Annotated in this window: 26 protein-coding genes; 17 read left to right on the forward strand and 9 right to left on the reverse strand. The window is 66.8% G+C overall.

Translation table 11 applies throughout. The features are described 5' to 3' along the window. Window positions 1-27: 27 nt before the first annotated feature. Window positions 28-1,281 (reverse strand): class I SAM-dependent methyltransferase, encoded by a 1,254-nt coding sequence (locus tag BAU07_RS17805; protein WP_157122300.1) that lies wholly within the window; start codon window positions 1,279-1,281, stop codon window positions 28-30. Between the two features lie 143 nt (window positions 1,282-1,424). On the opposite strand from BAU07_RS17805, the gene BAU07_RS17810 reads away from it, so the two are divergent. The 4 genes from BAU07_RS17810 (at window position 1,425) to BAU07_RS17825 (ending at window position 5,331) form a co-directional block, all read left to right on the forward strand. After that, window positions 1,425-2,642, forward strand: a complete 1,218-nt coding sequence (locus BAU07_RS17810; RefSeq protein WP_157122302.1) for a Bcr/CflA family multidrug efflux MFS transporter — start codon at window positions 1,425-1,427, stop codon at window positions 2,640-2,642. 305 nt (window positions 2,643-2,947) lie between these two features. Further along, window positions 2,948-3,184, forward strand: a complete 237-nt coding sequence (gene rpmB, locus BAU07_RS17815; protein WP_066660282.1) for a 50S ribosomal protein L28 — start codon at window positions 2,948-2,950, stop codon at window positions 3,182-3,184. A 35-nt stretch (window positions 3,185-3,219) separates the two neighbouring features. Then, the gene (gene rpmG / locus BAU07_RS17820; protein ID WP_066346920.1) at window positions 3,220-3,390 is read left to right on the forward strand and encodes a 50S ribosomal protein L33; all 171 of its coding nucleotides are present in this window, start codon (window positions 3,220-3,222) and stop codon (window positions 3,388-3,390) included. A 69-nt stretch (window positions 3,391-3,459) separates the two neighbouring features. Then, the gene (locus tag BAU07_RS17825; RefSeq protein WP_066660285.1) at window positions 3,460-5,331 is read left to right on the forward strand and encodes an ABC transporter substrate-binding protein; all 1,872 of its coding nucleotides are present in this window, start codon (window positions 3,460-3,462) and stop codon (window positions 5,329-5,331) included. A 126-nt stretch (window positions 5,332-5,457) separates the two neighbouring features. Here the strand turns inward: BAU07_RS17825 and BAU07_RS17830 are convergent, their stop codons facing one another. Continuing rightward, window positions 5,458-7,041, reverse strand: coding sequence for an aldehyde dehydrogenase (NADP(+)) (locus tag BAU07_RS17830; RefSeq protein WP_066660288.1), 1,584 nt, complete (start codon window positions 7,039-7,041; stop codon window positions 5,458-5,460). A gap of 407 nt (window positions 7,042-7,448) precedes the next feature. On the opposite strand from BAU07_RS17830, the gene BAU07_RS17835 reads away from it, so the two are divergent. Continuing rightward, window positions 7,449-8,435: a Bug family tripartite tricarboxylate transporter substrate binding protein gene (locus tag BAU07_RS17835; protein ID WP_066660289.1), complete on the forward strand. Its 987-nt coding sequence runs from the start codon at window positions 7,449-7,451 to the stop codon at window positions 8,433-8,435. Window positions 8,436-8,494: 59 nt separating this feature from the next. Further along, a complete protein-coding gene (locus BAU07_RS17840; RefSeq protein WP_066660291.1) occupies window positions 8,495-9,316 on the forward strand; it encodes an amidohydrolase family protein in 822 nt (273 codons plus the stop codon). Between the two features lie 158 nt (window positions 9,317-9,474). Here the strand turns inward: BAU07_RS17840 and BAU07_RS17845 are convergent, their stop codons facing one another. The 3 genes from BAU07_RS17845 to BAU07_RS17855 form a co-directional block, all read right to left on the reverse strand. Then, the gene (locus BAU07_RS17845; RefSeq protein ID WP_066660293.1) at window positions 9,475-10,125 is read right to left on the reverse strand and encodes a GntR family transcriptional regulator; all 651 of its coding nucleotides are present in this window, start codon (window positions 10,123-10,125) and stop codon (window positions 9,475-9,477) included. Then, window positions 10,116-10,583 carry a MarR family winged helix-turn-helix transcriptional regulator gene (locus tag BAU07_RS17850; RefSeq protein ID WP_066665525.1) on the reverse strand — a complete coding sequence of 156 codons (468 nt, stop codon included), beginning with the start codon at window positions 10,581-10,583 and terminating at the stop codon, window positions 10,116-10,118. Before BAU07_RS17850 ends, BAU07_RS17845 begins: the two co-directional genes overlap by 10 nt. A gap of 70 nt (window positions 10,584-10,653) precedes the next feature. Next, window positions 10,654-11,079 carry an organic hydroperoxide resistance protein gene (locus BAU07_RS17855; protein WP_066660295.1) on the reverse strand — a complete coding sequence of 142 codons (426 nt, stop codon included), beginning with the start codon at window positions 11,077-11,079 and terminating at the stop codon, window positions 10,654-10,656. Window positions 11,080-11,337: 258 nt separating this feature from the next. On the opposite strand from BAU07_RS17855, the gene BAU07_RS17860 reads away from it, so the two are divergent. Continuing rightward, on the forward strand, window positions 11,338-11,649 hold the full coding sequence (locus BAU07_RS17860; RefSeq protein WP_066660297.1) for a hypothetical protein: 312 nt from the start codon (window positions 11,338-11,340) through the stop codon (window positions 11,647-11,649). Window positions 11,650-11,776: 127 nt separating this feature from the next. Here BAU07_RS17860 and BAU07_RS17865 read toward each other — a convergent pair whose 3' ends face one another. Next, on the reverse strand, window positions 11,777-12,028 hold the full coding sequence (locus BAU07_RS17865) for a KGG domain-containing protein (RefSeq protein WP_066660299.1): 252 nt from the start codon (window positions 12,026-12,028) through the stop codon (window positions 11,777-11,779). A 422-nt stretch (window positions 12,029-12,450) separates the two neighbouring features. Here BAU07_RS17865 and BAU07_RS17870 point away from each other — a divergent pair, with 422 nt between their 5' ends. The 7 genes from BAU07_RS17870 (at window position 12,451) to BAU07_RS17900 (ending at window position 21,690) form a co-directional block, all read left to right on the forward strand. After that, the gene (locus tag BAU07_RS17870) at window positions 12,451-13,662 is read left to right on the forward strand and encodes an MFS transporter (RefSeq protein ID WP_066660301.1); all 1,212 of its coding nucleotides are present in this window, start codon (window positions 12,451-12,453) and stop codon (window positions 13,660-13,662) included. A gap of 86 nt (window positions 13,663-13,748) precedes the next feature. Further along, window positions 13,749-16,412 (forward strand): leucine--tRNA ligase, encoded by a 2,664-nt coding sequence (gene leuS / locus BAU07_RS17875; protein WP_066660303.1) that lies wholly within the window; start codon window positions 13,749-13,751, stop codon window positions 16,410-16,412. Window positions 16,413-16,423: 11 nt separating this feature from the next. Then, complete coding sequence (locus BAU07_RS17880) at window positions 16,424-17,113, forward strand: LPS-assembly lipoprotein LptE (RefSeq protein WP_066660304.1); 690 nt, start codon at window positions 16,424-16,426, stop codon at window positions 17,111-17,113. A gap of 13 nt (window positions 17,114-17,126) precedes the next feature. After that, on the forward strand, window positions 17,127-18,179 hold the full coding sequence (gene holA, locus BAU07_RS17885) for a DNA polymerase III subunit delta (protein ID WP_066660307.1): 1,053 nt from the start codon (window positions 17,127-17,129) through the stop codon (window positions 18,177-18,179). 80 nt (window positions 18,180-18,259) lie between these two features. Further along, window positions 18,260-19,519 carry a glutamate-5-semialdehyde dehydrogenase gene (locus BAU07_RS17890; RefSeq protein ID WP_066665526.1) on the forward strand — a complete coding sequence of 420 codons (1,260 nt, stop codon included), beginning with the start codon at window positions 18,260-18,262 and terminating at the stop codon, window positions 19,517-19,519. 95 nt (window positions 19,520-19,614) lie between these two features. Beyond that, window positions 19,615-20,037: a CopD family protein gene (locus BAU07_RS17895; RefSeq protein ID WP_066660309.1), complete on the forward strand. Its 423-nt coding sequence runs from the start codon at window positions 19,615-19,617 to the stop codon at window positions 20,035-20,037. A gap of 144 nt (window positions 20,038-20,181) precedes the next feature. Next, window positions 20,182-21,690: a THUMP domain-containing class I SAM-dependent RNA methyltransferase gene (locus BAU07_RS17900; RefSeq protein ID WP_066660318.1), complete on the forward strand. Its 1,509-nt coding sequence runs from the start codon at window positions 20,182-20,184 to the stop codon at window positions 21,688-21,690. Here the strand turns inward: BAU07_RS17900 and BAU07_RS17905 are convergent, their stop codons facing one another. Beyond that, the gene (locus BAU07_RS17905) at window positions 21,691-22,728 is read right to left on the reverse strand and encodes a 5-oxoprolinase subunit C family protein (protein WP_066660321.1); all 1,038 of its coding nucleotides are present in this window, start codon (window positions 22,726-22,728) and stop codon (window positions 21,691-21,693) included. Next, window positions 22,725-23,486 (reverse strand): 5-oxoprolinase subunit PxpB, encoded by a 762-nt coding sequence (pxpB, locus tag BAU07_RS17910; protein WP_232338158.1) that lies wholly within the window; start codon window positions 23,484-23,486, stop codon window positions 22,725-22,727. Before pxpB ends, BAU07_RS17905 begins: the two co-directional genes overlap by 4 nt. 182 nt (window positions 23,487-23,668) lie before the next feature. Between pxpB and BAU07_RS17915 the strand changes: the two genes are divergently transcribed. Both BAU07_RS17915 and BAU07_RS17920 read left to right on the forward strand, forming a co-directional pair. Further along, window positions 23,669-23,848: a hypothetical protein gene (locus BAU07_RS17915; protein WP_232338380.1), complete on the forward strand. Its 180-nt coding sequence runs from the start codon at window positions 23,669-23,671 to the stop codon at window positions 23,846-23,848. Window positions 23,849-23,961: 113 nt separating this feature from the next. Beyond that, entirely contained in the window at window positions 23,962-24,507 is a 546-nt protein-coding gene (locus tag BAU07_RS17920) for an RDD family protein (protein WP_066660324.1), read from the forward strand. An 11-nt stretch (window positions 24,508-24,518) separates the two neighbouring features. Here the strand turns inward: BAU07_RS17920 and yddG are convergent, their stop codons facing one another. Further along, a complete protein-coding gene (yddG, locus tag BAU07_RS17925; protein WP_232338159.1) occupies window positions 24,519-25,430 on the reverse strand; it encodes an aromatic amino acid DMT transporter YddG in 912 nt (303 codons plus the stop codon). A gap of 236 nt (window positions 25,431-25,666) precedes the next feature. On the opposite strand from yddG, the gene BAU07_RS17930 reads away from it, so the two are divergent. Then, window positions 25,667-26,554, forward strand: coding sequence for a UDP-2,3-diacylglucosamine diphosphatase (locus tag BAU07_RS17930; RefSeq protein WP_157122304.1), 888 nt, complete (start codon window positions 25,667-25,669; stop codon window positions 26,552-26,554). The last annotated feature ends 63 nt before the right edge of the window (window positions 26,555-26,617 follow it).

A 26,617-nucleotide genomic window follows, 5' to 3' on the forward strand; every position in this document is an offset into this window, starting at 1 on the left:
GCTTGCGCGGCGATCCGCCTTGCGCCGTCACGCGTAGATGTAGTCGCGCCGCCAGGGGTAGGCGATATCGGCCGGGTGATCCAGCTCATCGGCACGCCCGGTGGCCAGCCCTTGCCCGACGATCTGGTGCAGGGCGATCCAGCCGTGCTCGAAAGCCATGGCGCAGCCCGCCAGATACAGGCGATAGGCACGCAGCGAACGCGCGCCCTGTTCGCCCGGCAATACCTTGGCCGCCTCGTCCAGCTTCTGTTCCAGGGCATCGCTCCATGCCCACAGCGTGCGGGCGTAGTGCGGCCGCAGGTTCTCCACATCCACCGCCTCGAGGCCGCCTTCGGCCATCGATTCCATCACGCGGCTGATATGCGTCAGTTCGCCTCCGGGGAAGATGTACTTCTCGATGAACTCGCCCATGCCGCTGCCCAGCTGCGCGTTGTGAACGCCGCCGGCGGTGATGCCGTGGTTCATGATGAGTCCGCCCGGGCGCAGCAAGCGGCGCAGTTTGGCGAAATACTCCGGAAGCTGCGCGCGCCCGACGTGTTCGAACATACCGACCGAGGCGATCTTGTCGAAAGGCTGGCTCTCGTCCAGCTTGCGATAGTCCAGCAGCTCCATGCGCACGCGCCCTTGCAGGCCTTTTTCCTGGATGAGGCGATTGACGTGCGCGTGCTGGTTGCGCGACAGGGTGATGCCGGTGCCCTGGATCCCGTAGTTTTCCGCCGCCCACATCAGCAGCCCGCCCCAGCCGGCTCCCACATCGAGGAAACGCTCGCCCGGCGCCAGCCGCAGCTTGCGGCAGATATGGTCGAGCTTGGCTTCCTGCGCCTGGGCCAGCGACATGTCCGGCGTGCGGTAATACGCGCAGGAATAAACCCGGCGCGGGTCCAGCCACAAGGCATAGAAGTCGTCGGAAAGGTCGTAATGGAACTCGATCTGCTTGGCGTCCCGCTCGATGGAATGGCGCCAGACGGACAGCACGCGTCGCGCGAGGTCGGTAAACCAGCCGCCGCGCGCGGCGTCCACGGGTGAGTCGGGCAGCAGCTCCGCGGCGGCACGCATGACATCGTGCATATTGCCCTCGATGTCCACCAGTCCTTCGACGTAGTCCTGGCCCAGAACGCCCACTTCCCCGGCGGCCAGGTGAGCCAACGCGGTTTTGCTGCGCGCAGCGAAGCGTACCTTGGGGCTGCTCGAGCCGACCTTGGTGCCGTCCGGCATTTCGAGCTGGACCGGGATCGAAATAGATTGCAGCTTGCGTTCCACTGCAGACAACACAGGATTCACGACAGTCAACCTCGGAATGAATAACTTGCGGACTTTATCGGAATTTGTTTCCGATTTGAACCATGGTCAGCCGTGTTACATTTGGGATCGCGTGCGCACGTCTGCCGTCTCGCCCCCGGCCCAAAGGCCATCCCGCTCCCCCAATGCCCCCTTCACTTCCGACACGCGGACTGCCCGGCTGGCTCATCCTGATGGGCGCCCTGACGGCGATCGGGCCGTTTTCCATCGACCTCTACCTGCCGGCCTTCCCGGCGATCGCCGCCGGCCTGTGCGTCAGCCAGGGCGATGTGGAGCGGACCATGGCCGCCTACCTGATCGGCCTGGCAGCAGCACAGATATTCTATGGGCCGCTGGCCGACCGCTACGGACGCAAGCCTCCGCTCCTGGTGGGCCTGTCGCTGTATGTGGTCGCCTCGCTAGGCTGCGCGCTGGCGGTGGACATCGAAAGCCTGACCGCATGGCGCGCGATGCAGGCGCTGGGCGGTGCGGCGGGGATCGTCATCCCGCGCGCCGTCATCCGTGACCACTACGAGACTCAGGAAGCGGCGCGCGCGATGTCGCTGCTGCTGCTTATCATGGGCCTCGCGCCCATCCTGGCCCCCCTGATAGGCGGTCAGCTTCTACTGCTGACGGGATGGCGTGGAATTTTCGCCCTCATGCTGGCGGCTGGCGTCGCCCTGCTGGCGGCGATGCTCTTCAACATGAAAGAATCGCTGGCGCCGGAACGCATCATCCGCCTGAGTTTCCGCACCATCGCCGGCAACTACTGGGCGTTGCTGCGCCATCGCCGTTTCATGGCCCACAGCCTGGCCGGCGGCCTGGGCCAGGCCGGCATGTTCGCCTACATCGTCGGTTCGCCGCGGGTGTTCATCGAGTTGTATGGCGTGGACCCGCAGCACTACGGATTGCTCTTCGGCCTGAACGCGGCCGGCCTGATTGTCGGCTCGCAGGTCAGCGCCCGCCTGCTGCGGCGCCATCCGCCGCAGGTCCTGCAGCGGCGCGCCCTGGTATCGCTGGCCCTCGCCAGCGTGGTTGCGGTCGCCTTGACGTTGGCGGGCTGGATGACGCTGCCGCTGCTGATGGCATGCCTGATGGGTTACATGAGCAGCCAGGGCTTCGTCAACCCGAATTCCGCCGCCCTGGCCCTGTCGGAGCAGGGCAGGCGGCTGGGGGCGGCGTCTGCGCTGCTGGGCACGCTGCAACTGTCCTGCGGGGCGCTGGCGGGACTGTGCGTCAGCTTCTGGCAGAGCGATACGCCGCTTCCGTTGACCGCCGTGCTGGCGGCGTGTGCCTGCCTGTCCTGGCTGTGCGGGCGCGTGGCCCGGGGCCATGGGACGGGCGGCGCGCCTGATGCTGCCTGATCCCGCCGCCGGCGTTCGCTTGCTGCCGCCGCTTTTTTCGTAGTAGAATCGCAGGCTTACGAATTTACCCGTGCCAGCTACTATGCTTTGTAGCCGGGCACTTCCACCCCGCCGATGCATTGGCGGAGGGCGGCGGGCACAAGCACTCCGGGCCCGGAATCGCCGCGAACTTGCTGAATTGCGCAGGTTGAACCGCGACAGATTTCCGGCCGGCATCCTAGAAATACGGGATGGCCAGCGTCTCGCTGGCGGCTGAGCTCCCGTCTTTCGAACCATACGCGGCAAGATTGAATTGAGGTGCATTCATGGCACGCGTATGCCAAATTACGGGCAAGCGCCCGATGGTGGGCAACAATGTTTCCCACGCCAACAACAAGACCAAGCGGCGTTTCCTGCCCAACCTGCAATCGCGCCGGTTCTGGGTCGAAAGCGAAAATCGCTGGATTCGCCTGCGTGTCACCACCAAGGCCTTGCGCACCATCGACAAGAAGGGCATCGACGCTGTGCTGGCCGAGCTGCGCGCTCGCGGCGAAGCGATCTGAGCGCGACTCGTCCTTAGATAATTCAGGAGTACGACATGGCTGCCAAAGGTAACCGCGAAAAAATCAAGCTCGAGTCGACGGCCGGCACGGGGCACTTTTACACCACCACCAAGAACAAGCGCACGATGCCGGAAAAGATGCTGATCAAGAAGTTCGATCCGGTCGCGCGCAAGCATGTGGACTACAAGGAAACGAAGCTCAAGTAACCAGCCCACGTACCATCGGGCGGGCAGAGCAGGATGACCCTGTACATCCCACGGAAAGAACCGACAGCAATGTCGGTTTTTTTTCGCCGCGGTAGCCATCCGTCGCGGCGCCGCGCCGTCGCGCAGGTGCCTGGCGGCAGCATGGCGGTGGCCCTATGGCTGGCCCTGCGGATGGCGGCCTCCCATGGGCGCGGATATCCATTCCGTTCCATGGCCCTCGCCGCGCTGGCGCTATGCCTGGCATGCCCGGACGTGGGCCATGCCGGCCCCGCGTCAGCGGGCGGCGGCCGGACTTCACGCGCGGCGGTGACGCCGGCGCCACCGCCGGTGGTCCTCGGCGAAATCAATACCTACAAGGATTTGCCCGGCTTCTCGACCGCGTATCGCCGCGGCTGGATGCTGGCGTTGGATCAGATCAATGCCGCGGGCGGCGTGCTGGGCCGCAAGCTGGACGTGCGCTCGCGCGACGACCACGGCAAGCCGGACGACGCGGTGCAAGCGGCGCAGGTGCTGGTGGACCGCGACGGCGTGGTGGCGCTGTTCGGCGGATATTCCTCCGAAGTGGCGCTTGCCCTGTCGCGGTACGCCGACGCCAGCAAGGTGCTTTACCTGGCCGTGGCCCCGCTTACCCAGCGCCTGACCTGGCAGGAAGGCAATCGCCATACGTTCCGCCTGCGGCCCGCCGCATGGATGCAGGCGGCCGCGGTCGCCCCCAAGGCACTGGGGCAGCGCAAGCTGCGTTGGGCGCTGGTCTACGAGGACACCGAATCCGACCGCGCCACGGTGGAGGCCTTCAAGGGCCTGATGCGGACGTTCCAGTCCAAGACTGAATTCGTCGCCGACCTGGCGGTGGCCCAGGGCAAGTTCGACGCCGCCGCCACGGTCACGGCCCTCAAGGCCGCGCAGCCGGAGGCGCTTTTCAATATGCTGACCGGCGCCCGACTCGCCAGCCTGGTGCATGCGGGCCTGGCCGCGCAACTTTTCGACGGCCTTCCGGTGGTATCGCTGTTTACCGGCGACCCCCCAAACCTGGCTGTCCTGGATGCCGGCGTGCCCGACGGCTGGATCGTCACGGGCTACCCCGCCGGGACCGTCGACACGCCCGCGAGCCAGGCCTTCGTACAGGCCTACCAGGCGCGCTACGGCGAAACGCCGGGTACCGCGGCGGTGCTGGGGTACGCCGCGCTGCAATCCATCGCGCAGGGTCTCAGGCAGGCCGGCATCGCCGACCGGCAGGCACTGGTGTCGGTGTTTCCGCGACTGAGCGTGGAGACGCCCTTCGGCACCATCGTCTACCGCAGCCTGGATCATCAATCCACGCTGGGCACCTATCTGGGCTACATCGGGCACGTGGACGGCAAGCCACGGATGGAGCGCTTCGCGTACGCCAGCGGCACCCGCCTGCAACCGCTCGATGAACAGATCCGCAAGCTGCGCGCGCAGGACAACGCGACGGCAGGCGCAGGCCTGCACGGAACACGGGGCCAGCCGTCCGCCAGCCAGGCCGGGACGGCGGACACGCGGGCCCGGGAAAGCCTGACAGGCGGCGCGGAGGAAGCGCAGACCGCGGCACACGCGGCGCCCACGACATCATCGACTGCGACCACATCAACGGCATCGCCGACGGCAGCGGACAACGACGCCCGGTCCACGGGCGCGGTTCAGGCTGGCAAGCCCCAGGGCGCATGGGTGGGCAAGCATCCCGTCACCGATCTGGAAAGGCGGCTACGGGCGGCCCGCCCCGACCCCGCGGCGCCCGCCGCATCGGCCGTGCCGGCGCCGGCATCACCGACCGCGTCGACCTCATCATCGTCCCCGCGCGCCGATGCCCCCTTCCGCGTGGAAGGGACGCCCCCGGGGCCCCTTCCACCGGCCCTGCCCGACTGGCCAGACCAGGTGCACCCGCCGTTGGAGGCGGCACCCCGGACGCCGCGCCGCTGACGCGGGCGGCCAGCCGGAAGACCTACACGCGAGCCCGGCGATGGACAAGGTCGGACGGGGCGATAAGGCCGGAGGGCACGATATGTGCGGCCGTCATCGGGGCTGTCGGTTGCCCCGGGCAGCCGCTCAGGGCAGCAAGCGCTTGCCGTCCTCGAGCCGCGACACCCGGCCAAGGTTTTCGGAGCGCAAGGTTTCCGGCAGCAGTTGCGACGGCAGGCTCTGGTAGCTCACCGGACGCAGGAATCGACGGATCGCCAGCGTGCCGACCGACGTGAACCGGCTGTCCGAGGTCGCGGGGAAGGGTCCGCCGTGCACCATGGCGTGGGCCACTTCGACCCCGGTGGGCCAGCCGTTGGCCAGGATGCGACCGGCCTTGCGTTCCAGAATGGGCACCAGGCCACGCGCCAGTTCGTAGTCGGCCTCTTCCATATGCAGGGTCACCGTGAGCTGGCCTTCGATACGCTCGGCGATCTCGCGCATGTCTTCGGGCCGCTGGCAGCGAACCACCAGGCTCGATGCTCCGAAAACCTCGTGCTGCAAGGCTTCCTGCGACAGGAAATTGCTGACGGCGGTCGAAAACACCGCGGCGGCGCCGCGGTTGGGGCCTTCGCCGGTGCCGCCGCGCGCGCAAAGCTGCACGCCTTGCGCCGTTTCCAGGGCCTGGACACCCTTCTGGTAGGCGCCATGGATGCCCGGCGTCAGCATGGCGCTGGGCACATGGCTGGACAGCGTCGCATCGGCGGCCTTGAGGAAGCGGTCCAGGTCGGGACTGTCCAGCGCGACGACGATACCGGGATTCGTGCAGAACTGGCCGGCGCCCATCGTCAACGAGCCGATGAAAGCCTTGCCGAGTTCCTCCGCACGCGCCGCCAGCGCGGCGGGGAACAGGAATACCGGATTGATGCTGCTCATTTCGGCGAAGACCGGGATGGGCTCGCGCCGCTTGGACGCGATATCGACCAGCGCCAGGCCGCCGGTACGCGAACCGGTGAATCCGACGCCTTTGATGCGGGCATCCTGCACCAGCGAAGTGCCGGTTTCGATGCCGCCCAGCAGCAACGAGAACACGCCTTCCGGCATGCCGCACTCGCGCGCAGCGGCCTGGATGGCCCGCCCCACCAGTTCACCGGTGCCGGGATGCGCGGGATGGCCCTTCACGATGACCGGGCAACCCGCGGCGAGCGCCGATGCGGTGTCGCCTCCCGCCACCGAGAACGCCAGCGGAAAATTGCTCGCCCCGAACACCGCGACCGGACCCAGCGCGATATTGCGCAAACGCAGGTCGGGACGCGGCAAGGGCTGGCGATCCGGCATGGCGGTATCGACGCGCACATCCAGGAACTCGCCGGCGCGGACAACCTGGGCGAATAGGCGCAACTGGCCCACCGTGCGGGCGCGTTCGCCCTCGATACGGGCCGCCGGCAGCGCGGTCTCCGCCACGGCGCGATCGACCAGCGCCTGGCCCAGTTGCATGATCTGATCGCCGATCGCTTCCAGGAAACGCGCCCGGTCTTCGAGGCGGGTTTCACGATACGTGTCGAACGCGGCCCAGGCGGCCGCGCACGCCTGTTCTACCTCGGCCGGCCCGGCCTGGGCAAAATCCGGGGCAAGCGTTTCCCCCGTCGCGGGATTGACGGCCTTCAGCGTGCGCTGGCCGTTGTCGATGGCACGCTGGCCGATAAGAATTTCGCCGGTTATGGTGGTGTTCACACGCTTTCTCCTGTTGTGCAGTGGGCGCCACTTGAACGGGGCCGTCAGGCCGCCGCCAGCATTTCGCCGCGAACATTCGATGATACCCCTGCGACACGAGGGCCCGCCGCTGCACGCCTTCCCCGCCCCTCATGCCGTGCCGCCTGTCCGCAGGACCGCGTCCAAACGGGCCACCGTGGTACTTGCATCGCGATGACCGCGCGCGGCGTACCCACGGCATGCAGAAGGGCCGGCGCGGCTGCTCCCGAGCGGGCGGCGATTGTCCCGTCCTTTTTTGTATGCAAAAATATATCTAAATAATGTCCACGGGGTGCGGTGCGGTGGCGCGCCACGCCGCGTGGGACATCCACCAGAACGGCCAACCACGCTGCGTCCAGCCGCCTCGAGGCACCCAAGGAGACACCGCAATGAAGTCATTCACCCGGGCCATGCGCCGCTTCCTCGCCGCGGCCCTTTGCGGCGCGGCCACCATGGGGCTGCATGCCGGCGTCCACGCCGCCTACCCCGACAAGACGGTGCGCATCATCGTGCCGTACGCGCCCGGCGGCTCCGGTGATGTGTTTGCGCGACTCATCGCGGAAAAACTGACCAGCCGCCTGGGCCAGACCTTCATCGTGGAGAACCGCGCTGGCGCCAGCGGCGCCATTGGCGCGCGCTACGTTGCGGACGCCCCGCCCGACGGCAGCATCCTGCTGCTCGGCCAGACTGGAGAAATCGTCGTCACGCCGCTGTTGTCTAGCAATCTGAACTACAAACCGGAGAACCTGATGCCCGTGGTGCTGGTGGGCGACTCGCCCCTGGTGCTGTCGGCGCATCCGTCGCAACCGTTCAACACCATCCAGGAGATGGTCGCCTTGAGCAAGAAAGGCGGACAAGGCCTGAACTACGCGTCCTCGGGCACCGGCACGCCAGGCCACCTGGCCGCGGCAGCCCTGGCGCTGAAGACCGGGGCCAAGCTCACGCACGTTCCCTACAAGGGAGGCGGCGCGGCGCTCAGCGATCTGCTGGGCAATCACGTCGACATGTTTTTCTCCGGGGCGCCTGGCGTGTTGCCGCATTTCAAGAGCGGCACGCTGAAGCCGATCGCGGTGTCGACGGCGGTGCGCTCGCCGGCCCTGCCCAACGTCCCGACCGTGGCCGAAGCCGGAATTCCCGGGTTTTCCTTCAGCCTGTGGGGCGGCATCTTCGCCCCCAAGGGCACGCCGGACGATATCGTGCAAACGCTGAACCGGGAGATCAACGCCATCATCGCCGACCCCGAAACCAAGCGACGGCTGGAAGCGGAAGGCGCGGCCGTCAAACCGAATTCGGTCCAGGAATTCACGCAGTTCATCGGCGCCGAACGCGGCAAGTACCAGGAAATCATCAAGGAAACCGGCGTACGGCTGGACTGATGGACTGGCCAGGCAACCGCGATGCACGCCCCGAGCCCGCTACACCATGAGATGACGGCATGACACAGCCCACCCCTCCCGCCTGGGACTGCCACACACACGTGTTCGAAGATGCAGCGACCAGGCCGGTGCTGCCCGGTTCGGGCTACGCACCGCCGCCGCGTTCCTGGCGGGACCTTGCGCACACGGGCGCGCCGCACGGTATCGAACGCTTCGTGCTGGTACAGCCGAGCGTCTACGGAACCGATAATGGCTTGCTGCTGGACGCGCTTCGGGAGTCCGGCGGCCGCGCGCGCGGAGTGCTGGTGATAGCGGACGACACGCCGGAAGCGCAGTTGGTGGCCTGGCGCACGCAGGGCGCGCGCGGCATGCGGTTCAATGCGGTCTCCGGCTCCGGAAACGGCATGCGCACGTATGGGCAGTTGGCGCCGCGCCTGCATGCCGCCGGCTGGCACGCCCAATTCTTCGTGGCTCCGCAGGCCCTGGATGATCTGCTCGACCACGTGCGTGCCGATGGCCCGCGCGTCGTGATTGACCACCTGGGCGGCGCGGCCGATGGTCCCGACCATGCCGCCACGCGCACCGCCCTGTTCCGGCTTCTGGATACGGGACGCGTATGGATCAAGGCTTCGGGCTTCTACCGCTATGGCTATCCGCCGGAGGCCTGGATGGACCACTTCGGCGAACTGTTGCGGGACCTTGCGGACCGCTATCCCGAACGGGTGGTATGGGCTTCGGACTGGCCCCATACCTGGTTTTTCGATCCCGCTCACGGCCAGCCTGTGCCTTATCGCGACCTGTTGGGCCTGCTGCGCCAGGCGGTCAGCGATGAGGCCTGCAATCGCATCCTGCGGCATAACCCGCTCGCCTTGTACGACTGAGCGACGCAACGCGGGGCGGGTCTGCACGGCGACAACGTCGAACGCCCCGCGCAGTGGAACACCTGCGCTCATTCATGCCGGTCCGCCGTCCGTGCCCATGAGCAGCATAAGGACCATAGGAACCATGAGCAGCGAGCGGCTTTCCGTGTGAAGCGGGCCTAGCTTTCCGACGCCTGCTGGGCGCGCAGGATCTTCAGTCTTTCCAGCAGGGCATTGCGTATGTGTTCGCGCGCCACCTGCTCGGCCCGCAATGGATCGCCATCGCGGATGGCTTCATAGATCGCCAGGTGTTCGTCGTGGGCGGCCTCGGGCCGGCCGGGCGTTTCCAGGGTACTGCGTCCCAGAAGGTAAGTGGAGTCCGTCAGCGACCGCAGCGCCCGGATCAGGAATTTATTGTGCGCGGCGCCGTAGATGGACTGGTGGAACGCCAGATTGGCAGCGACCGGGTCGCCGCCCTCCCGGCCTTCGCGCAGGATATGCGCCATGTTGTCGATTTCGGCTTCGCTGGCATGCTTGGCCGCGAAGCGGGCCGCCCCGCCCTCCAATAGTTCCCGCATGGCGTAGAGCTCGGTCACCGACTGCTGGTCCAGCGACGTCACGACCAGGCCGCGTCGCGGCTCGTGCGTGACCAGGCCTTCATCTTCAAGGCGCTTCAACGCTTCGCGAACCGGCGTGCGGCCCATGTTCAGCAGTTCGGCCACCTCGATTTCACGCAGGCGCCCGCTGGCGCCGAAAAAACCCATGAGTATGCGTTTCTTCAGCTCCTGGTACGCCAGGTTGGCCTGGGTGTTCTGCTTCGCTATTGGCATGTCGATTCCTGCAACGCGGCACGCAGCGCGTCCAGGCGCTTGATCATCGCCGCCGCTTCGCTGGCGTTGCAACCCACGGCCTTGCCCACCCCGGGCGGAATGGCTTTGGCGCGGCTCTTCAACTGCCGCCCCTGCTCTGTCAGCGATACGATGACCTGGCGCTCGTCCTGCGCCGCGCGAGCACGGCTGACCAGGCCCGCCGCTTCCAGGCGCTTCAGCAGGGGCGTCAACGTGGCGGAGTCGAGAAAAAGCTGTTCCCCGATGGCCGAGACAGTGAGTTCGTCCTCGGCCCACAGGACCAGCATGACCAGGTACTGCGGATAGGTCAGGCCCATACCGGCGAGCAGCTTCCGATACACCTTGCTCATTGCCAGGCTGGTCGAATACAGCGCGAAGCAAAGCTGGTTTTCCAGCAGCAGGGCGGCATCGTTGCCGCGTGACGAGGAAGATTGGGCCATGGCCGACATATTAAATCGTGCACGATCGACATGCCACCACACGGGCCGGCGCGTGCCGGCCCTGGCAGCGTCAGACCAGCGTGAGCGTGACGTCGATATTGCCGCGCGTCGCGTTGGAGTAAGGGCAAACGATGTGCGCCTTGTCCACGAGCTGGCGCGCCTGAGCGGGGTCCAGTCCCGGGATGGCGATACGCAGTTCGACCTCGATGCCAAAGCCTGTCGGGATAGCGCCGATGCCCACCGAACCGGTCACGTTGGTTTCCGCCGGCAACGCGACCTTTTCACGACCTGCCACGAACTTCAGCGCGCCAAGGAAGCACGCGGAATACCCCGCGGCGAACAGTTGCTCCGGATTCGTTCCCGGGCCGCCTGCGCCGCCCAGCTCACGGGGCGTGCTGAGCTGGATATCCAGCACGCCGTCCGACGAGACGGCACGACCATCACGGCCGCCATTGGCGGTGGCCTGGGCACGATACAGCACTTTTTCGATAGACATGGAAGGCTCCTGTAGGGTCTGGACGGGGCACAGCGCCACCGGCCGGTAGATTTTCAGAGGCGAGCACAGCGCCTGGAATGAATATTAAATCGCGCACTATTCAATTGCAAGCGATTTATCCGGCCGTCTTGTGGTGCTTGGACCGCAGCCCTGACGCGTGCCCGCGCGGCCGATGTGGCCAGGCGCAATGCCGCGCAGGTACACCGATTGCAGTCGGGATGCATACCGCCCCATTCAGGGCTACGCGGACGGAACGCAATGGAAAACTGGAAAGTCGAGGAAATTACCCTGATCGGCCGCGAACCCGGCCAGCCGGAACGGCAGGCAACGTTGGCATGCGAGTCCGTGCTCTGGTCGCCATCCAGCGACGTGCCCCCGGCGCGTGACGAAGGCACGGAAGCGGGCTATCTCCTTGCCCGTGGCATTGATGCAAAACAGCTCGCCGACGTCTCATGGGTGCCGACGCAGGTGCGTTTCAATGCAGAGGGCTATATGGAGGCGCGCGAGTTCCGCGTGACCGGCTGGGAAGCCGATCCCGACGCGGGCACGCTGAAGCTCCCCATTCCATAGATGAATGCGCCAGGCCGGTTCCGGTGTTGTGCGCCGCCCCGCGTGAAGGCGGTGGGCGCACACATCAACGAAACGCGAGGGACGGAACGCGCGCGGACACGGACCAGCCCCGCGCCGCGCCATCGTGCTAGCGGTCTTCGGCCTGTTCGGATGCAACGGGCGCGGCGCCCTCCGCCTTCGCGCGCTCGGCATTGCGCGCCGCATGCCGCTTGGTTGCGGCGGCGCGCGCCTCCTGCGGGGTAAAGCGGTGCGCCTTGCCGAGCCGATGCGCCGCCCTGCCTCCCTGCGCCGCGATTTCACGCTGGAATTCCGCTCCCATGGCGGCGAAGCCACGGGGCTTGCGACGTTCCTTTTCCTTTTGATCCTGGTTATCGGTCATATCGGTCCCCTGTAGGTGGTGGTTGCCTTGAGGCCGGCGCGGCATCGCAACGGCCGTGCCTATCGGCGCAATGGGATTGGGCCGTTACCCGTTGCCGAGCAATGATCAGCAGCGGTTACCGCCGCGTGTATCGATTACCGCAACGCAACGGTCATAGGGCCAGTACAGCCCCGGGGTACGCATGTCGCGGGCCCGGCTTCATGCGCGCACCCGGCCCGCGCGCACAACGGCGGACCCGTCATCCGATGCGGGCCATCGATGCGAATCACTCAGGCTGCTTACAGGTGCGGTTGCTATGATCGGCCAGCCTGTAGGCGGCCTCGGCGGCACATCCCGCGACGCCAGCGCCGCGGCGGCCTGGTGCGTGATCGGCACGGTCGCTCGGCGCTTTCCCCTCCGCCGTTTCCCTTTTTTTTCCAACCATGACCCGTCATACCCCGCATGCCGTCCTGACCCCGGCCATCGTCCTTTTGATGTCCATCGCCAGCGGCCTGGTGGTCGCCAGCGACTACTACGCGCAGCCGCTGCTGCATACCATCGGCCTGGAATTCGGCTTGTCCACGGCCGCCGCCGGCGCCATCGTCACAACGGCGCAATTGAGTTTCGCGGTCGGACTGCTGCTCTTGGTGCCGCTCGGCGACCTGCTCGAACGCCGCAGCCTTATCGTATCCATGACCTTGTGCACGGCGGTCGGCATGGCCTTGGTCGCCTTCGCGCCCAACCTCGGCGTGGTGCTGGCCGGCACGGCGCTGGCCGGCCTGTTTTCCGTGGTGGGACAGGTCATGGTGCCGTTCGCAGCCACGCTGGCGGCGCCGCAGGAACGCGGCCGGGTCGTCGGGACGGTCATGAGCGGCCTGTTGCTTGGCATCCTGCTGGCACGCACCGCCGCCGGCGCACTGGCGGACCTGGGCAACTGGCGCACCGTGTACTGGCTCGCCGCCATCCTGCTCGTGGTGTTGGCGGGGGCCCTGTGGCGGGTACTGCCCCGCTATCCGGGTAATACCGCCATGAGCTATGGCGCGCTGCTCCGGTCCATCGGCACGCTCATGGTCCAGGAGCCGCTGTTTCGCGCGCGCAGCCTGCTCGGCGCCCTGCTGTTCGCACAGTTCAGCGCCTTGTGGACGTCCCTGACCTTCCTGCTGGCAAATCCGCCATACGGGTATTCCGAAGGCGCCATCGGGCTTTTCGGGCTGGCCGGGGCGGCCGGCGCCTTTGCCGCCCGGTCCTTCGGGCATATGGCGGATCGCGGCCACATCAACCGCTGCACCCGCCTGGGCCTGTGGCTGTTGCTGGCGTCCTGGCTGGCCCTTTCCGCCGGCGCCGGGTCGCTCGCCGCGCTGCTGGGCGGCATCCTGGTCCTCGATCTCGCCATACAGGGGCTGCAGGTCACCAACCAGGCCTGCATCTACCGCCTGCGCCCGGACGCCCGCAGCCGTATCACGGCCGGCTACATGACGAGCTATTTCATAGGCGGCGCCGCTGGCTCCTTCGCTTCCGCCAACGCCTACGCCCACGCCGGCTGGCGCGGTGTGTGCATCCTGGGCGGCGCCCTGGCCGTCCTTTCGCTTCTGTACGGCACCCTTTCCCGCAACGCCCGGGTGGTCGAAAACGCCCCCGCGTCTAACCCCGCATAGCAGAATCTATAATCGAGGGTTTTGACCGTCTGCCGCCCCGTCCCGGGCGCGGCGGCCCACTCTTCGTCACCGGTCCATACCCGCCCATGCAGGAACGCTACAACCCCAACGCCGTCGAATCCACCGCCCAGCAGGCGTGGCGCCAGAACGACGTCTATCGCGTCAGCGAGCACGCCGTCAACGCCAGCGGCGCCGAGAAGCCCAAGTTCTATGCATGCTCGATGCTGCCCTATCCCAGCGGCAAACTGCATATGGGCCATGTGCGCAACTACACCATCAACGACATGATGGCGCGGCAACTGCGCATGCGCGGCTACAACGTGCTGATGCCCATGGGCTGGGACGCCTTCGGCATGCCGGCCGAGAACGCCGCGATCAAGTCCAAGGTGCCGCCCGCGAAATGGACTTACGACAACATCGCCTACATGAAGAAGCAGATGCAGGCGATGGGCTTGGCGATCGACTGGTCGCGCGAGATGAGCGCCTGCGACCCGGCGTATTACAAGTGGAACCAGTGGCTGTTCCTGAAGATGCTGGAAAAAGGCATCGCCTACCGCAAAACCCAGGTCGTGAACTGGGATCCGGTGGATCAGACCGTGCTCGCCAATGAACAGGTGATCGATGGCCGCGGCTGGCGTTCTGGCGCGCTGGTCGAAAAGCGCGAGATTCCCGGCTACTACCTGCGCATCACCGACTACGCCGAAGAACTGCTCGAACAGGTCAGGACCGGCCTGCCGGGCTGGCCCGAGCGCGTTCGCCTGATGCAGGAGAACTGGATCGGCAAGAGCGAAGGCGTGCGCTTCGCCTTCCCGCATGCCATTCGCGACGAAAGCGGCCAGCTTGTCCAGGACGGCCGGCTCTATGTCTTCACCACGCGCGCGGACACGATCATGGGGGTGACCTTCTGCGCCGTCGCCCCGGAACATCCGCTGGCGGCCCTCGCGGCGCGCGACAACCCCGCGCTGGCCGAATTCATCGAACGTTGCAAGCTGGGGGGCACCACCGAAGCCGAACTGGCGACGCGCGAGAAAGAAGGCATGCCGACCGGCCTTGCGGTGACGCATCCGCTCACCGGCCTGCCCGTGGACGTATGGGTGGGGAACTATGTCCTCATGAGCTACGGCGACGGCGCGGTCATGGGCGTGCCGGCGCACGACGAACGCGACTTCGCCTTCGCGCGCAAGTACGGGCTGGAAATCCGCCAGGTGGTCGACGTGGCGGGCAAGGACTACTCCACCGATGCGTGGCAGGAGTGGTACGCCGACAAGCAGAGCGGCCGCCTGGTCCATTCCGGCAAGTATGATGGCCTGTCGAGCAAGCAAGCCATCGACGCCATCGCGGCCGACCTCTCCGGCCAGGGCCTGGGCGAGAAACAGACGACGTGGCGCCTGCGCGATTGGGGCATTTCGCGCCAGCGCTATTGGGGCACGCCCATACCCATCATCCACTGCGATGACTGCGGGCCGGTACCGGTGCCGGAGAAGGACCTGCCGGTGGTATTGCCGGAAGATCTGATCCCGGACGGCAGCGGCAACCCGCTGGCTAGGAACGAAGCCTTCCTGTCCTGCGCCTGCCCGCGCTGCGGCAAGCCGGCACGCCGCGAAACGGACACGATGGACACCTTCGTCGATTCGGCGTGGTATTTCATGCGCTACACCTCGCCCGGCAACGACAATGCCATGGTGGACGACCGCAACGACTACTGGATGCCGATGGACCAGTACATCGGCGGGATCGAACACGCGGTGCTGCACCTGCTGTATGCGCGTTTCTGGACCAAGGTGATGCGCGATCTCGGCATGGTGAAGTTCGACGAGCCTTTTACACGGCTGTTGTGCCAGGGCATGGTGTTGAACCATATCTATTCGCGCAAGACGGAACACGGCGGCATCGAATACTTCTGGCCCGAGGAAGTCGAAAACGTCTACGACGCCAAGGGCGCCATCACCGGCGCACGCCGCAAGTCCGACGGCAGCGAAGTCAGCTACGGCGGCGTCGGCACCATGTCGAAGTCCAAGAACAACGGCGTGGACCCGCAATCCTTGATCGACACGCTGGGCGCTGATACCGCGCGGTTGTTCGTCATGTTCGCCAGCCCCCCGGAGCAGACCCTGGAGTGGTCGGATTCCGGCGTGGAAGGCGCCAATCGCTTTCTGCGACGCCTGTGGTCGCACGCCTGCGGCCAGCGCGACGCCGTCCAGCGTGGCCTGGCCGCGGCCGCGAGCGCCTGGCAGGACGCCCCCGCAGCCGCCAAGGACCTGCGCCGGGAAATCCATACGTTGCTCAAACAGGCCGACTACGACTACCAGCGTATCCAGTACAACACGGTGGTGTCGGCCTGCATGAAGATGCTGAACGCCATCGAAAGCGCCACCCTGCCGGACGGCGATCCGCTGGCCGATGCGGCGCGCGCCGAGTCGCTGGGCGTGCTGCTGCGCGTCCTCTACCCCGTCGTGCCGCACATTACCTGGCAGCTTTGGCAAGAGCTCGGCTATGCCGCCGTCTATGGCGACCTGCTGGACGCGCCCTGGCCGCAGGTCGACGAGGGCGCGCTCGTGGCCGATGAAATCGAACTGATGCTCCAGGTCAACGGCAAGCTGCGCGGGGCGCTGCGGGTGGCCGCGGCAGCTTCGCGCGAGCAGATCGAGGCGCAGGCCGCGACGCACGAAGCCGTCGAGCGGTTCCTGGAGGGCCGTCCGCCGAAACGCGTTATCGTGGTGCCCGGCAAATTGGTCAACGTGGTGGGTTAATGAGGTCTCGCATGAATTTCGCCAGGCAAGAAAATCGCGCATCTCGCGGGCAATCGGACGGCCGTGGACGGGTGCTGCGCGCCGCAGGCCTGGCGCTGCTCATGCTGCTTTCGGCGTGCGGATTCCAAATGCGGGGCGCCACGCCGCTGCCCTTCGATACGCTGTATGTCAGCATTCCCAAGAACAGTCGCTTCGGCGCCGAGGTGCGACGCGCCATCACGGCGACATCGCCCAATACCCGGCTGGTCGACACGCCCAAGGAGGCCGAGGCGCAACTGCAGCAGATCGCCAACGCGCGGTCGATGCGGGAAGTTTCGCTCAATGCCCAGGGCCGCGTAGAGGAGTACGAACTGGGGCTGGTCTTCACCTTCCGCGTCATCGACGCCAAGGGCCGCGCGCTGCTGCCGGATACCACGCTGGAGACCTACCGCGAAATGCCGTACAACGACCAGTTCGTGCAGGCCAAGGAAGGTCAGGCGGAAGCGCTGTTCCGCAATATGGAGCAAAGCCTGGTCAGCCGGATCGTGCGCCGGCTGACCTCTCCCGACGTGCGCCTGGCCGCCGAGAAAGCGGCCCAGCAGAAGCCCGGCGATCCCGAAGGTCCGGTATACGACACCAATCCCCCCCCGCAGCCGCGGATACCGGAACCCTGGAGAACGCCCAGCATCACCAACGGTCCGGCCGGCCTGGATCCCTATTAAGCATTCCGCACCCATGGCGCAGTCGCTGGACGCCGACCGCTTCGCGGCACACCTGCAACGGGCGGGCGGCAAGCTCGCGCCCCTGTACACGGTGAGCGGCGACGAACCCCTGCTCGTCACCGAGACCATGGACGCCCTGCGCGCGGCGGCGCGCGCGGCCGGCTACACCGAACGTACGTCCATGGTCATGGACGCGCGCAGCGATTGGAGCGCGGTCCTTGCCGCCACCCAGACGGTCTCCCTGTTCGGCGACCGCCGCCTGCTGGAGCTGAAGATTCCGACGGGCAAGCCGGGCAAGGCCGGTGGCGACATGCTGGCGCGCCTGGCCGAGCAGGCCGACCGCGGCGACGCCGACACGATCATCGTCGTGGGACTGCCCCGGCTGGACAAGGCCACGCGCGACAGCCGCTGGGCCGCGGCCTTGGCGCGCGGCATCATGGTCGACGTCCCGACCATTGAACGGGCCCGGCTGCCGGCCTGGATCGGCGAGCGCCTGGCCCGCCAGAACCAGCGGGCGGACAGCGCCACCCTGCAATGGATGGCCGACAAGGTGGAGGGCAACCTGCTCGCCGCCCATCAGGAAATCCAGAAGCTGGCCCTGCTCTATCCGGAAGGCGCGCTGGAAGCCGAAGCCGTCGAGCGCGCGGTCCTGAACGTCGCGCGTTACGACGTTTTCGGCCTGCGCGACGCGATGCTGGCCGGCGATGTGAGCCGCACCGTCCGAATGCTGGATGGCTTGCGCGCCGAAGGCGAGGCATTGCCTCTGGTGCTGTGGGCAGTCGGCGAGGAAATCCGCATACTGGCCCGCGTGGCCCAGGCCCGCGCCAGCGGCCAGGACAGCGGCGCGGCGATGCGCCGCATGCGCATCTTCGGCGCGCACGAGCGCCTTGCCCTGCAGGCGCTGTCCCGTGTGCCCGCGCGCGCATGGCCGGCGGCCGTGCAGCATGCGCATGACGTCGACCGCATCATCAAGGGCCTGCCGGTCCCGGGCCGGCTTACCGACCCTTGGGAAGAAATGGCGCGCCTGGCGCTGCGCGTGGCCGCCGCCGGGCGCCGCGACGCCTGAACGATACGGATACACTACGCTGTCCACGCTGAACCCGCACGCCAGGCTTTCCTGGACGCGCCTGCCGACCCATCATGTCCATGCAAACCGTAGAACACGCCATGATCGTTCTGGGCGAAAACGCCCGCCGTGCCTCGCGCGAGTTGCTGCGCGCCACGGGCGCCGCCAAGTCCCGCGCCCTGCGTGTCATGGCCGACGCCATCGCGGCGAACCGGGATACCTTGAAAAGCGCCAATCGGCAGGACCTGGATGCCGCGCGTGAACATGGCCTGACGCCCGCGCTGCTGGACCGCCTGACCCTGTCGGACAGGACCCTGGACTTGATGGCCGAGGGCCTGCGCCAGGTGGCCGCCCTGCCCGACCCCGTGGGCAGCACCGGCCCGACCACCGTGCGCCCCAACGGCATGCGGGTGGCACAGATGCGCGTCCCACTGGGGGTCATCGGCATCATCTACGAGTCCCGGCCGAACGTCACGGTCGACGCGGCCGCGCTGTGCCTGAAATCCGGCAACGCGGCGATTCTGCGCGGAGGCAGCGAGGCGCTGCGGTCCAACCTGGCACTGGCCGCCATCGTGCGGCAGGGGCTGGGCGAGGCCGGCCTGCCCGAACACGCGGTACAAGTGGTCGATACGCCCGACCGGGCGGCCGTCGGCAAGCTCATCACCATGACGGAACACATCGACGTCATCGTGCCGCGCGGCGGCAAGGGCCTGATCCAGCGCATGGCCGCGGAAGCGCGCGTGCCGCTGATCAAGCACCTGGATGGCAACTGCCACGTCTACATCGACGCCGCCGCCGATCCGCAGAAAGCGCACGCCATCGCCTTCAACGCCAAGACGTACCGCTATGGCGTGTGCGGTTCGATGGAAACGCTGCTGGTCCATGCCGCGGCGGCACCGGCCATCCTGCCCCCGCTGGCCGATGCGCTGATCGCGCACGGCGTCGAACTGCGCGGCTGCGAGCGCAGCCGGCAACTCGTGCCCACGGCGCGTCCGGCGACGGACGCGGATTGGGCGGAGGAATACCTGGGTCCTATCCTGGCCGTGCGCATCGTCGACAGCCTTGACGACGCCATCGAGCACATCGCGCGGTGGGGCTCGGGCCACACGGATGCCATCGTCACCGAAGATCTGGGCGCTGCGCAGCGATTCCAGCGCGAAGTCGATTCCAGCTCGGTCTATGTGAACCTGCCCACCGTATTCGCGGATGGCTACGAGTACGGCCTGGGCTCGGAGATCGGCATCTCCACCAACCGGCTGCATGCGCGCGGGCCGGTCGGGCTGGAAGGCCTGACGACCTACAAGTGGGTATTGAGCGGCGAGGGGCAGTTGCGCGGCTGACATCCGCCGTGCCGGCCCGGCAGGCAAGGCGCGGCAGGCAAGGCGCGGCAGGGCCGCTGGCCTACAATGCCGGTTTTCCTCGAGGTAGCGGCGCCATGCTCTGGATCAAGACCCTGCACATCGTCTTCATCGCCGCCTGGTTCGCCGGGCTGTTCTATCTTCCCCGCATCTATGTCAACCTGGCGCAGCAGGACGCACCGGCGGTGCGCGGCGTACTGCTGGGGATGGCGCGGCGCCTGTTCCGCTTTACCACCATGCTCGCCATCGTGGCTGTCATTTTCGGGCTGTGGCTCTACGTCGGCTACGGCATCGGCATGGGCCCCGGCAACGGCTGGATGCATGCCAAGCTGTTCTTCGTCCTGTTGATCATCGGCTACCATCACGCCTGTGGCGTCATGCTGCGCAAGTTCGAGCAGGGCCGCAATACGCGCACCCATACCTTCTACCGCTGGTTCAACGAAATTCCAGTGGTGCTGCTGTTCATCGTAGTGGCGTTGGTGGTCGTAAAGCCTTTCTAAGGCTGTCGACGCGGCACGCCGCCTCGCACCGGACCGCTTGCGCGACACCATGGTGCCGGAATGCCCATGGGCCGCGGGCGCGGCTGATGTGCGGTTCCCTTCCGCTCGCTGCCCACTGCGCCCCCTCATTCTGCTTACCACGCCATGACGACCGACGATTCCGAACGCCCCCGCAAAACGCTCACCCTGGCCAAGCGCCCGCGCGATACGGCGCCTGCCGAGGACGCCGGCAAGCGCAAGCGCGGCGGCGCACGGGCGCGTCTGGTGGCGCAACAGGAAAAGCAGCGCGAGAAGTCCGCGCCCCAGGCCCCGGCCGCCACGCCCGAAACACCACGGCCCGACAAGGACCGCCGCTTCCTGCGGCGGCAGCCCGCCGCCGACCGCCGGCCAGCGGCGGGGCCGGCGAGCGTCCCGGCGCACGAGGCGGCCCCCGCCGTGCCGGATCAGCCCGAGCAGCCGCGCATGCGGGCGCGTGACACCGCCCGCCGCGACAACGAACGCTTTCATGTTTTCGCGCCCTGCCCACAGGGACTCGAGGAAGTACTCACGATCGAACTCCAGGCTCTGGGTTACGACGATGCACGTGCCGGCCGCGCCGGCGCGCACTTCAGCGCCGACTGGGCGGGCGTGCAGCGGGCCAACCTCTATTCCCGCCTGGCCACGCGCATCCTGGTGCAGGTGGCACAGGGGCCGGTACAGGAAGAGGACGACCTGCTCGACCTCGCCTATGCGACCGCCTGGGAACGCTGGTTCGGCGCCGAGCGCACGCTGCGTGTGGACACGTCCGCCATCAAGAGCCCCATGCGCAGCTTGCAATACTGCAATCTGCGCGTAAAGGATGGCATTTGCGACCGCCTGCTCGACCGCGAAGGCGCGCGTCCCGACATCGACACGGTGCGGCCCGACGCGCGCGTGCACGCCTTCCTGACCGCGGATACCGCGACCTTGTATCTGGACACCTCCGGGGAGTCGCTATTCAAGCGGGGATGGCGCCTGGACAAGGGCGAAGCCCCGTTGCGCGAAAACCTCGCTGCCGGCATGCTGGCCCTGGCCGGCTGGGATCCCGGCGCGGCATTGCTCGACCCTTTTTGCGGCAGTGGCACCATCCTGATCGAAGCGGCGTGGATCGCCCTGGGCGTACCGCCGGGGATCGCTCGGCCTTTCTCTTTCGAGCGCCTGCGCGGCCACGATATGCGCCGCTGGCATGACATCAAGGACGATGCGCGCAGCCGCATACTGCCCAGGCTCGACGCACCGCTGGTCGGCTACGACATCGATCCCGAAGCGATCGGCCACGCGCAGCGCAACGCCGAGCGCGCGGGGCTGCAGCCGGACACGGTGCGTTTCGAGGTGGGTGACGCGCGTACGCTGCAGGCCCCCGCGAGAACGGGCTGGATCGTCACCAACCCGCCGTATGGCGAACGCCTGCCCGCCGCACAGGACGAGGACTTCTGGCGCGAGTGGGCCGCCTGCCTGAAACGCCAGTTCGCCGGCTGGCAACTGCATGTCATTTCCAGCGACATGACCTTGCCGCAGCAGATGCGCCTGAAGCCGCTGCGCCGCGTTCCCTTGCACAACGGGGCGCTGGATTGCCGCCTGTTCGGCTTCGAACTGGTGGATGCGAGCTATCGCGACAAGCGCGCCGGCTCCTGATCAGTGCGACTCCGTCGCCAGGGCGGCGACGCACGGATCGGCTGGCGGCTGCGGCCGCATGGCGCGCGCAACGGCCTCTCGCAACACCGCCAGGGCCTGTTCGCGGGCCATGTACAGGGCCTGCGCCTCGGCCAGCGTGATCGTCGCGAAGCGCAACCTCTCGCCCGGCATGGCTTGCGCCAGGTGAGGCAGATCCACGCTGGCGACATAGGCGATCTTCGGATAGCCGCCGGCACTCTGGCGGTCCGCCATCAGGATGATGGGATTGCCGTCCGGCGGCACCTGCACGGTACCGAATGACACCGCCTCGGACACCATTTCCAGCGGGTGCCGCAGGCCCAGGCGAGGCCCCTGCAGGCGGTAGCCCATGCGGTCGGACTGGTTGCTTATCTCGAACGCGGCCCCGGTGAACGCGCCGCGGGCTTCGTCCGTGAAGGCTTCCCACTGCGGACCCTGCATGATGCGCAGCGCGTCCAGCGATCCTTCGCAGGCTGGGATGCTGAATTGCGCGGCGCTGACGAAAGGCGTTCCGCATTGCACCAGCAAACGCGTGGCGCCGGGATACCCGTTATCGGCATGGCACAGCGGCAGGCAATCATCCTTGGCGAGCGGCCGCCCGTGGAAACCACCGAAGCCGCCGCGCACGAAGGTACTCCGGCTGCCCATGACCTCCGGCACGTCGAAGCCGCCTCTCACCGCCAGGTAGGCGCGCGCGCCGCGTCGTCGCTCGGCGCAATGCAGCGTCGCGCCGCCCCGGATCAGCACGGGCTGGTTGAGGGGCACGGCCATGCCGTCCACGCTGGCCTGCATATCCGCGCCCGAGAGCGCGATCAGGCGGTCATGGGTAAAGCGCAGTACGGGACCGGTGAGGGTGCACTCCAGCGTCGCGTCGCTTTCCGGATTGCCGACCAGGATATTGGCCACGCGATGCGACCACTCGTCCATCACACCGTTCAAAGGAACACCAAAACGCTGCTGTCCATAGCGGCCCAGATCCTGCAATTGCGACAAGGCGCCCGGTTTCAGGACCCGCATCATGGCCGGGCTCCGCGCAAGCGCTCGAATTCGGTCGGAGAAATAGGCAGGAAGCGCAGGCGGTCGCCCAGGCGCAGCCGTACGGGCGGATCCTGCGTCAGGTCGAACAGATTCCACGGGGTACGGGCGATCAGATTCCATCCACCCGGCATGGCAAATTGATAGATGGTGGACATCCCGTTGGCGATGGCCACCGAACCGGCAGGGACTTCGGTGCGCGGCGTAGGGCGCCGCGGCACCGCCAGGCGGGGATCCAGCCCGCCGGCGAACGGATTGCCCGGCGCGAAGAAGAACGTGTAGACGACCAGAGGCGAAGCGCAGTGGCGCGCAATGACCTCATCGGTGGACAAGCCGCAGCGCGCCGCCACATCGTCCAGGTCCGGGCCGTACTGACCGCCGTAGCAGGCGGGAATCTCGACGACGCGCGTATCCAGGTCCGGATCGGGAATGCCGCGCTGCAACCGACTTTGCACCTGCGCAGCCAGCGCCTCGTAGGGCGGCCGGTCTGCCGTGGCACACAGTTCGGGACGGTAATGCAGCGCGACCGTGGTGAAGGCCGGGACCACATCGATCACCCCATCCGGGGGATCGCGCAGGAGGTCGGCGGCGAAGCCCAGCACCCTGCGATTGACGGCGGCACTGACCTGGTCCGCGAATGACACCAGCAGGCAGCGGTCGCCCACGGGTTCGATGCGCCATGGGGAAGAGGATGCCGACGCGACATGATCCATGACGGCATTGTACGGTCCGCGCAATGTCATGCGGCCCCTTTTCTCTTCGCCCTATGCTGCGGCGCCGCAACAGGACTGGGAGTTGTCGTTTTTTAGCGACTTGCACCCTCTAGGGTTAACCCCTATAATTCGGGTTATCCCGTAGAGCGCCGCGAAAATAGATACCATTGGGATGGAACGCGGCGCTTGCTTTCAGCACCCAGGATATTATCGTGAACGAACGCGAACCACTCCGCCTGACCGATGAATTGGAACGTCAATTGATGCGCCAAGCCATCGAAGAACAATTCCGGCCGCGCCCGCTGCGCGCGCTGGGCAAGATCATCGCCAAGCTGGCCCGCTCGCTGCGTGCCTCTGGCGCGCGTCACAGCGGCGAAGCCGCCCGCGCCTGAAGCGCTGCGCCCGGCGCAGGTACCGTTCCCCTTGGGGGCTGCACAAGCCCCTTTTAGAACCCGCCCCTAGGGCGGGCTTTTTTTTGCCCGCGGCTGACGGATAATACGGCGCTATGAATTCCGTGCCCTCCAACGCGACGCCGCGCCGCCTGCGCCGTTTCGCCTGCATGATGTACGAAGCCGTGCTGCTCTTCGGGGTGGTCTTCCTGGCGGGCTATCTGTTCGACACCCTGACCCAGAGCCGCAATGCCCTGATGCTGCGCCATGTGCGCCAGGGGTGGCTGTTCCTGGCGCTGGGGGTTTATTTCATCCTGTGCTGGCGCCGCACCGGCCAGACCTTGCCCATGAAGACCTGGCACATCCGGCTCGTGGACCAGGCGGGCAACGTCCCGGCCCTGCCCCGCCTGATGCTGCGCTATGTGCTGGCGTGGATCCTGCCGCTCGCGGCGGCCCTCGCCGTCTGGTGGATTTCCAGGATATCGCACTGGCCGGCGACCCTCATGTTCATCGTCGCCGCGCCGTTTTCGATCTTCGTGGGGTCGTGGTTCGATGCCGACGGTCAGTTCCTGCATGATCGCTGGGCAGGCACTCGCCTGATCACCGCATCGCCGGCTCCGCGCCGGGCCGACAAGGCGCCCAAGGCACCGCTGCGCGCCTGAAGCCGTTGCCGTCAGCCGCGGGTGGCATGCCAGCCCACCAGCGAACCTGCGGTCACCATCACCACGCCTTGCCAGAAGGCCAATGTGGGGATGGTGCCCAGCCACACGCAGGCCAGTAGCATCGACAGTACGGGCGTGAAGTACGACGCCACGGCCATCAACGCCATATTCCCTTTCTGGATACCGTGGTTCCAGCAGCTGTAGCCCGTCGCCGTCAAGGTGCCAAGCAACAGGACCTGCAAGGCGCTCGACCAGGAGAACGACAAAGGCGGCTCATCGCTCAGTGCGTAATGCACCCATAACGTGGCCGCCACGGCGAACTGGAACAGGGGCACGCCATTCTGGCCGCCGCCATGGCGGCGCGTAAGAACGGAATACACCGCCCACAAGGCCGCCGCTAAAAACGCCAGTCCGTACGCGATCGGATTGTCCTGCAGGTTGAGCACGAATTGATGCAAGGACAATCCCGCATCGCCGGTCAACACCCACACGATGCCCAGGAAGGACAGTGCCGCGCCGGGCCATAACCACGGGCGCGCGCGTGCCTGGCCCGCCCAGACCGCCAGCAGCATGGTCAGGCTGGGCCATAGATAGTTGATCATGCCCAGTTCCAGCGATTGGGCGCGCGTATGCGCGTAGCCCAGCGACAGCGCCAGGCAGACCTCGTATGCCACGAACAGCAGCCCGCCTCCCACGAGGTAGCCGGGATGGAAGGCGCGGATGCGGGGCAGGCCGCGGCACAAGGTCAGCAGCACCGCGCTCACGGTAAAGAAAGTGGCGGCGCCCCCCGCCGGGCCCAGGGCCTCGGCAATGCTGCGCACCAGGCCGACTGTAGCGCTCCAGCAGACGATGGCAAGCAGGCCGATGGTGGTCGCCCGGCGTACGACGGGATCGGAAAGGGAAGAGGCAACGATGGCTGTCACGGCAGGCGGCCTCGATATCGGCGCGCGGCAGGGGCAAAAGGCATGGTCGAAGCGTGGCCCGAGAGCTGGACCGCAAGGACGGATGAAAACACGAATATGGGCGGGGAAGAAGGGCCGATACTAGTACAGCGGCGCCTGCTTCGCACGTCGCCGGCGCAAAAAACCCATCGGCGCATGTCATGAAAGCGCCATGCTGGTTTCACATGGCCGTCATCGCCGGGTGATTTCATTCGTTCATGACAGCGTGCACAGAGGGAAATGTGAACGAGCTCCGCCCGACGCGTTGGCGCACTGTGTGGATTTCCGACCTGCACCTTGGCACGGCGGGATGCAAGGCGGATTTCCTCCTCGATTTCCTGGACCATAACGAAGCCGAAACGCTGTACCTCGTCGGCGATATCGTCGACGGCTGGCAGTTGCGCAAGCATTGGCACTGGCCACGCGCGCACAACGATGTAATCCAGCGCATCCTGCGCAAGGCCCGCGAAGGCACGCGAGTCGTGTTCGTGCCGGGCAACCACGACGAATTCGCGCGCGAGTTCATCGGCTACGCCTTCGGCGATATCGAGATCGTGGACGAAGAAGTGCATGTCACGGCGGATGGGCGGCGCCTGCTGGTGCTGCATGGCGACCAGTTCGACGGGGTCATCCAGCACAGCAAATGGCTGGCGCATCTGGGCGACACCCTGTACCAATTCGCGCTATGGCTGAACCATTATTTCAACCGCATGCGCCATCGCCTGGGGCTGCATTACTGGTCGCTGTCCCAATACCTGAAGCACAAGGTCAAGAACGCGGTGGCGTTCATTACCGACTTCGAGCAGGCGCTGGCGGGGGAGGCGCGCCGGCGCGGCCTGGACGGCGTCGTATGCGGCCACATCCACAAGGCGGAGTTGCGCGATATCGACGGTGTGCTCTATTGCAACGACGGCGATTGGGTCGAAAGCCTGTCGGCGCTGGCCGAAGACCACACCGGGCAGCTGCACCTCATGGACTGGGCCGCGACGCTGGCCGAGCGCACCCCGGCCACACCGGCGGCACGGACTCCGCGCCCGATCTCGCTGCCGGCCCTGCCCTCGGCCTTGCGGCGCCAGAGCAAACTGCCTGACGGGTCCAATCCGTAAAAACCCTAGGCCCTGTGAGCCGGAACACGCGCATGTTGCAGTTCATGGCCCTCTAGGTCATGC

Origin of the sequence: Bordetella flabilis, assembly GCF_001676725.1 — a bacterium.
In the GTDB taxonomy this organism is placed as follows: Bacteria; Pseudomonadota; Gammaproteobacteria; order Burkholderiales; family Burkholderiaceae_B; genus Bordetella_C; species Bordetella_C flabilis.

Coding starts and splice junctions, on each gene's coding strand:
- BAU07_RS17900 (WP_066660318.1), top strand. CDS start 20,182: ATGACGACCGACGATTCCGAACGCCCCCGCAAAACGCTCACCCTGGCC.
- BAU07_RS17920 (WP_066660324.1), top strand. CDS start 23,962: ATGAATTCCGTGCCCTCCAACGCGACGCCGCGCCGCCTGCGCCGTTTC.
- pxpB (WP_232338158.1), bottom strand. CDS start 23,486: ATGACATTGCGCGGACCGTACAATGCCGTCATGGATCATGTCGCGTCG.
- BAU07_RS17825 (WP_066660285.1), top strand. CDS start 3,460: ATGTCGGTTTTTTTTCGCCGCGGTAGCCATCCGTCGCGGCGCCGCGCC.
- BAU07_RS17880 (WP_066660304.1), top strand. CDS start 16,424: ATGAATTTCGCCAGGCAAGAAAATCGCGCATCTCGCGGGCAATCGGAC.
- leuS (WP_066660303.1), top strand. CDS start 13,749: ATGCAGGAACGCTACAACCCCAACGCCGTCGAATCCACCGCCCAGCAG.
- BAU07_RS17895 (WP_066660309.1), top strand. CDS start 19,615: ATGCTCTGGATCAAGACCCTGCACATCGTCTTCATCGCCGCCTGGTTC.
- BAU07_RS17865 (WP_066660299.1), bottom strand. CDS start 12,028: ATGACCGATAACCAGGATCAAAAGGAAAAGGAACGTCGCAAGCCCCGT.
- rpmB (WP_066660282.1), top strand. CDS start 2,948: ATGGCACGCGTATGCCAAATTACGGGCAAGCGCCCGATGGTGGGCAAC.
- BAU07_RS17860 (WP_066660297.1), top strand. CDS start 11,338: ATGGAAAACTGGAAAGTCGAGGAAATTACCCTGATCGGCCGCGAACCC.
- BAU07_RS17890 (WP_066665526.1), top strand. CDS start 18,260: ATGCAAACCGTAGAACACGCCATGATCGTTCTGGGCGAAAACGCCCGC.
- BAU07_RS17810 (WP_157122302.1), top strand. CDS start 1,425: ATGCCCCCTTCACTTCCGACACGCGGACTGCCCGGCTGGCTCATCCTG.
- BAU07_RS17840 (WP_066660291.1), top strand. CDS start 8,495: ATGACACAGCCCACCCCTCCCGCCTGGGACTGCCACACACACGTGTTC.
- BAU07_RS17855 (WP_066660295.1), bottom strand. CDS start 11,079: ATGTCTATCGAAAAAGTGCTGTATCGTGCCCAGGCCACCGCCAATGGC.
- BAU07_RS17835 (WP_066660289.1), top strand. CDS start 7,449: ATGAAGTCATTCACCCGGGCCATGCGCCGCTTCCTCGCCGCGGCCCTT.
- BAU07_RS17850 (WP_066665525.1), bottom strand. CDS start 10,583: ATGGCCCAATCTTCCTCGTCACGCGGCAACGATGCCGCCCTGCTGCTG.
- BAU07_RS17845 (WP_066660293.1), bottom strand. CDS start 10,125: ATGCCAATAGCGAAGCAGAACACCCAGGCCAACCTGGCGTACCAGGAG.
- rpmG (WP_066346920.1), top strand. CDS start 3,220: ATGGCTGCCAAAGGTAACCGCGAAAAAATCAAGCTCGAGTCGACGGCC.
- BAU07_RS17870 (WP_066660301.1), top strand. CDS start 12,451: ATGACCCGTCATACCCCGCATGCCGTCCTGACCCCGGCCATCGTCCTT.
- BAU07_RS17905 (WP_066660321.1), bottom strand. CDS start 22,728: ATGATGCGGGTCCTGAAACCGGGCGCCTTGTCGCAATTGCAGGATCTG.
- holA (WP_066660307.1), top strand. CDS start 17,127: ATGGCGCAGTCGCTGGACGCCGACCGCTTCGCGGCACACCTGCAACGG.
- BAU07_RS17930 (WP_157122304.1), top strand. CDS start 25,667: ATGACAGCGTGCACAGAGGGAAATGTGAACGAGCTCCGCCCGACGCGT.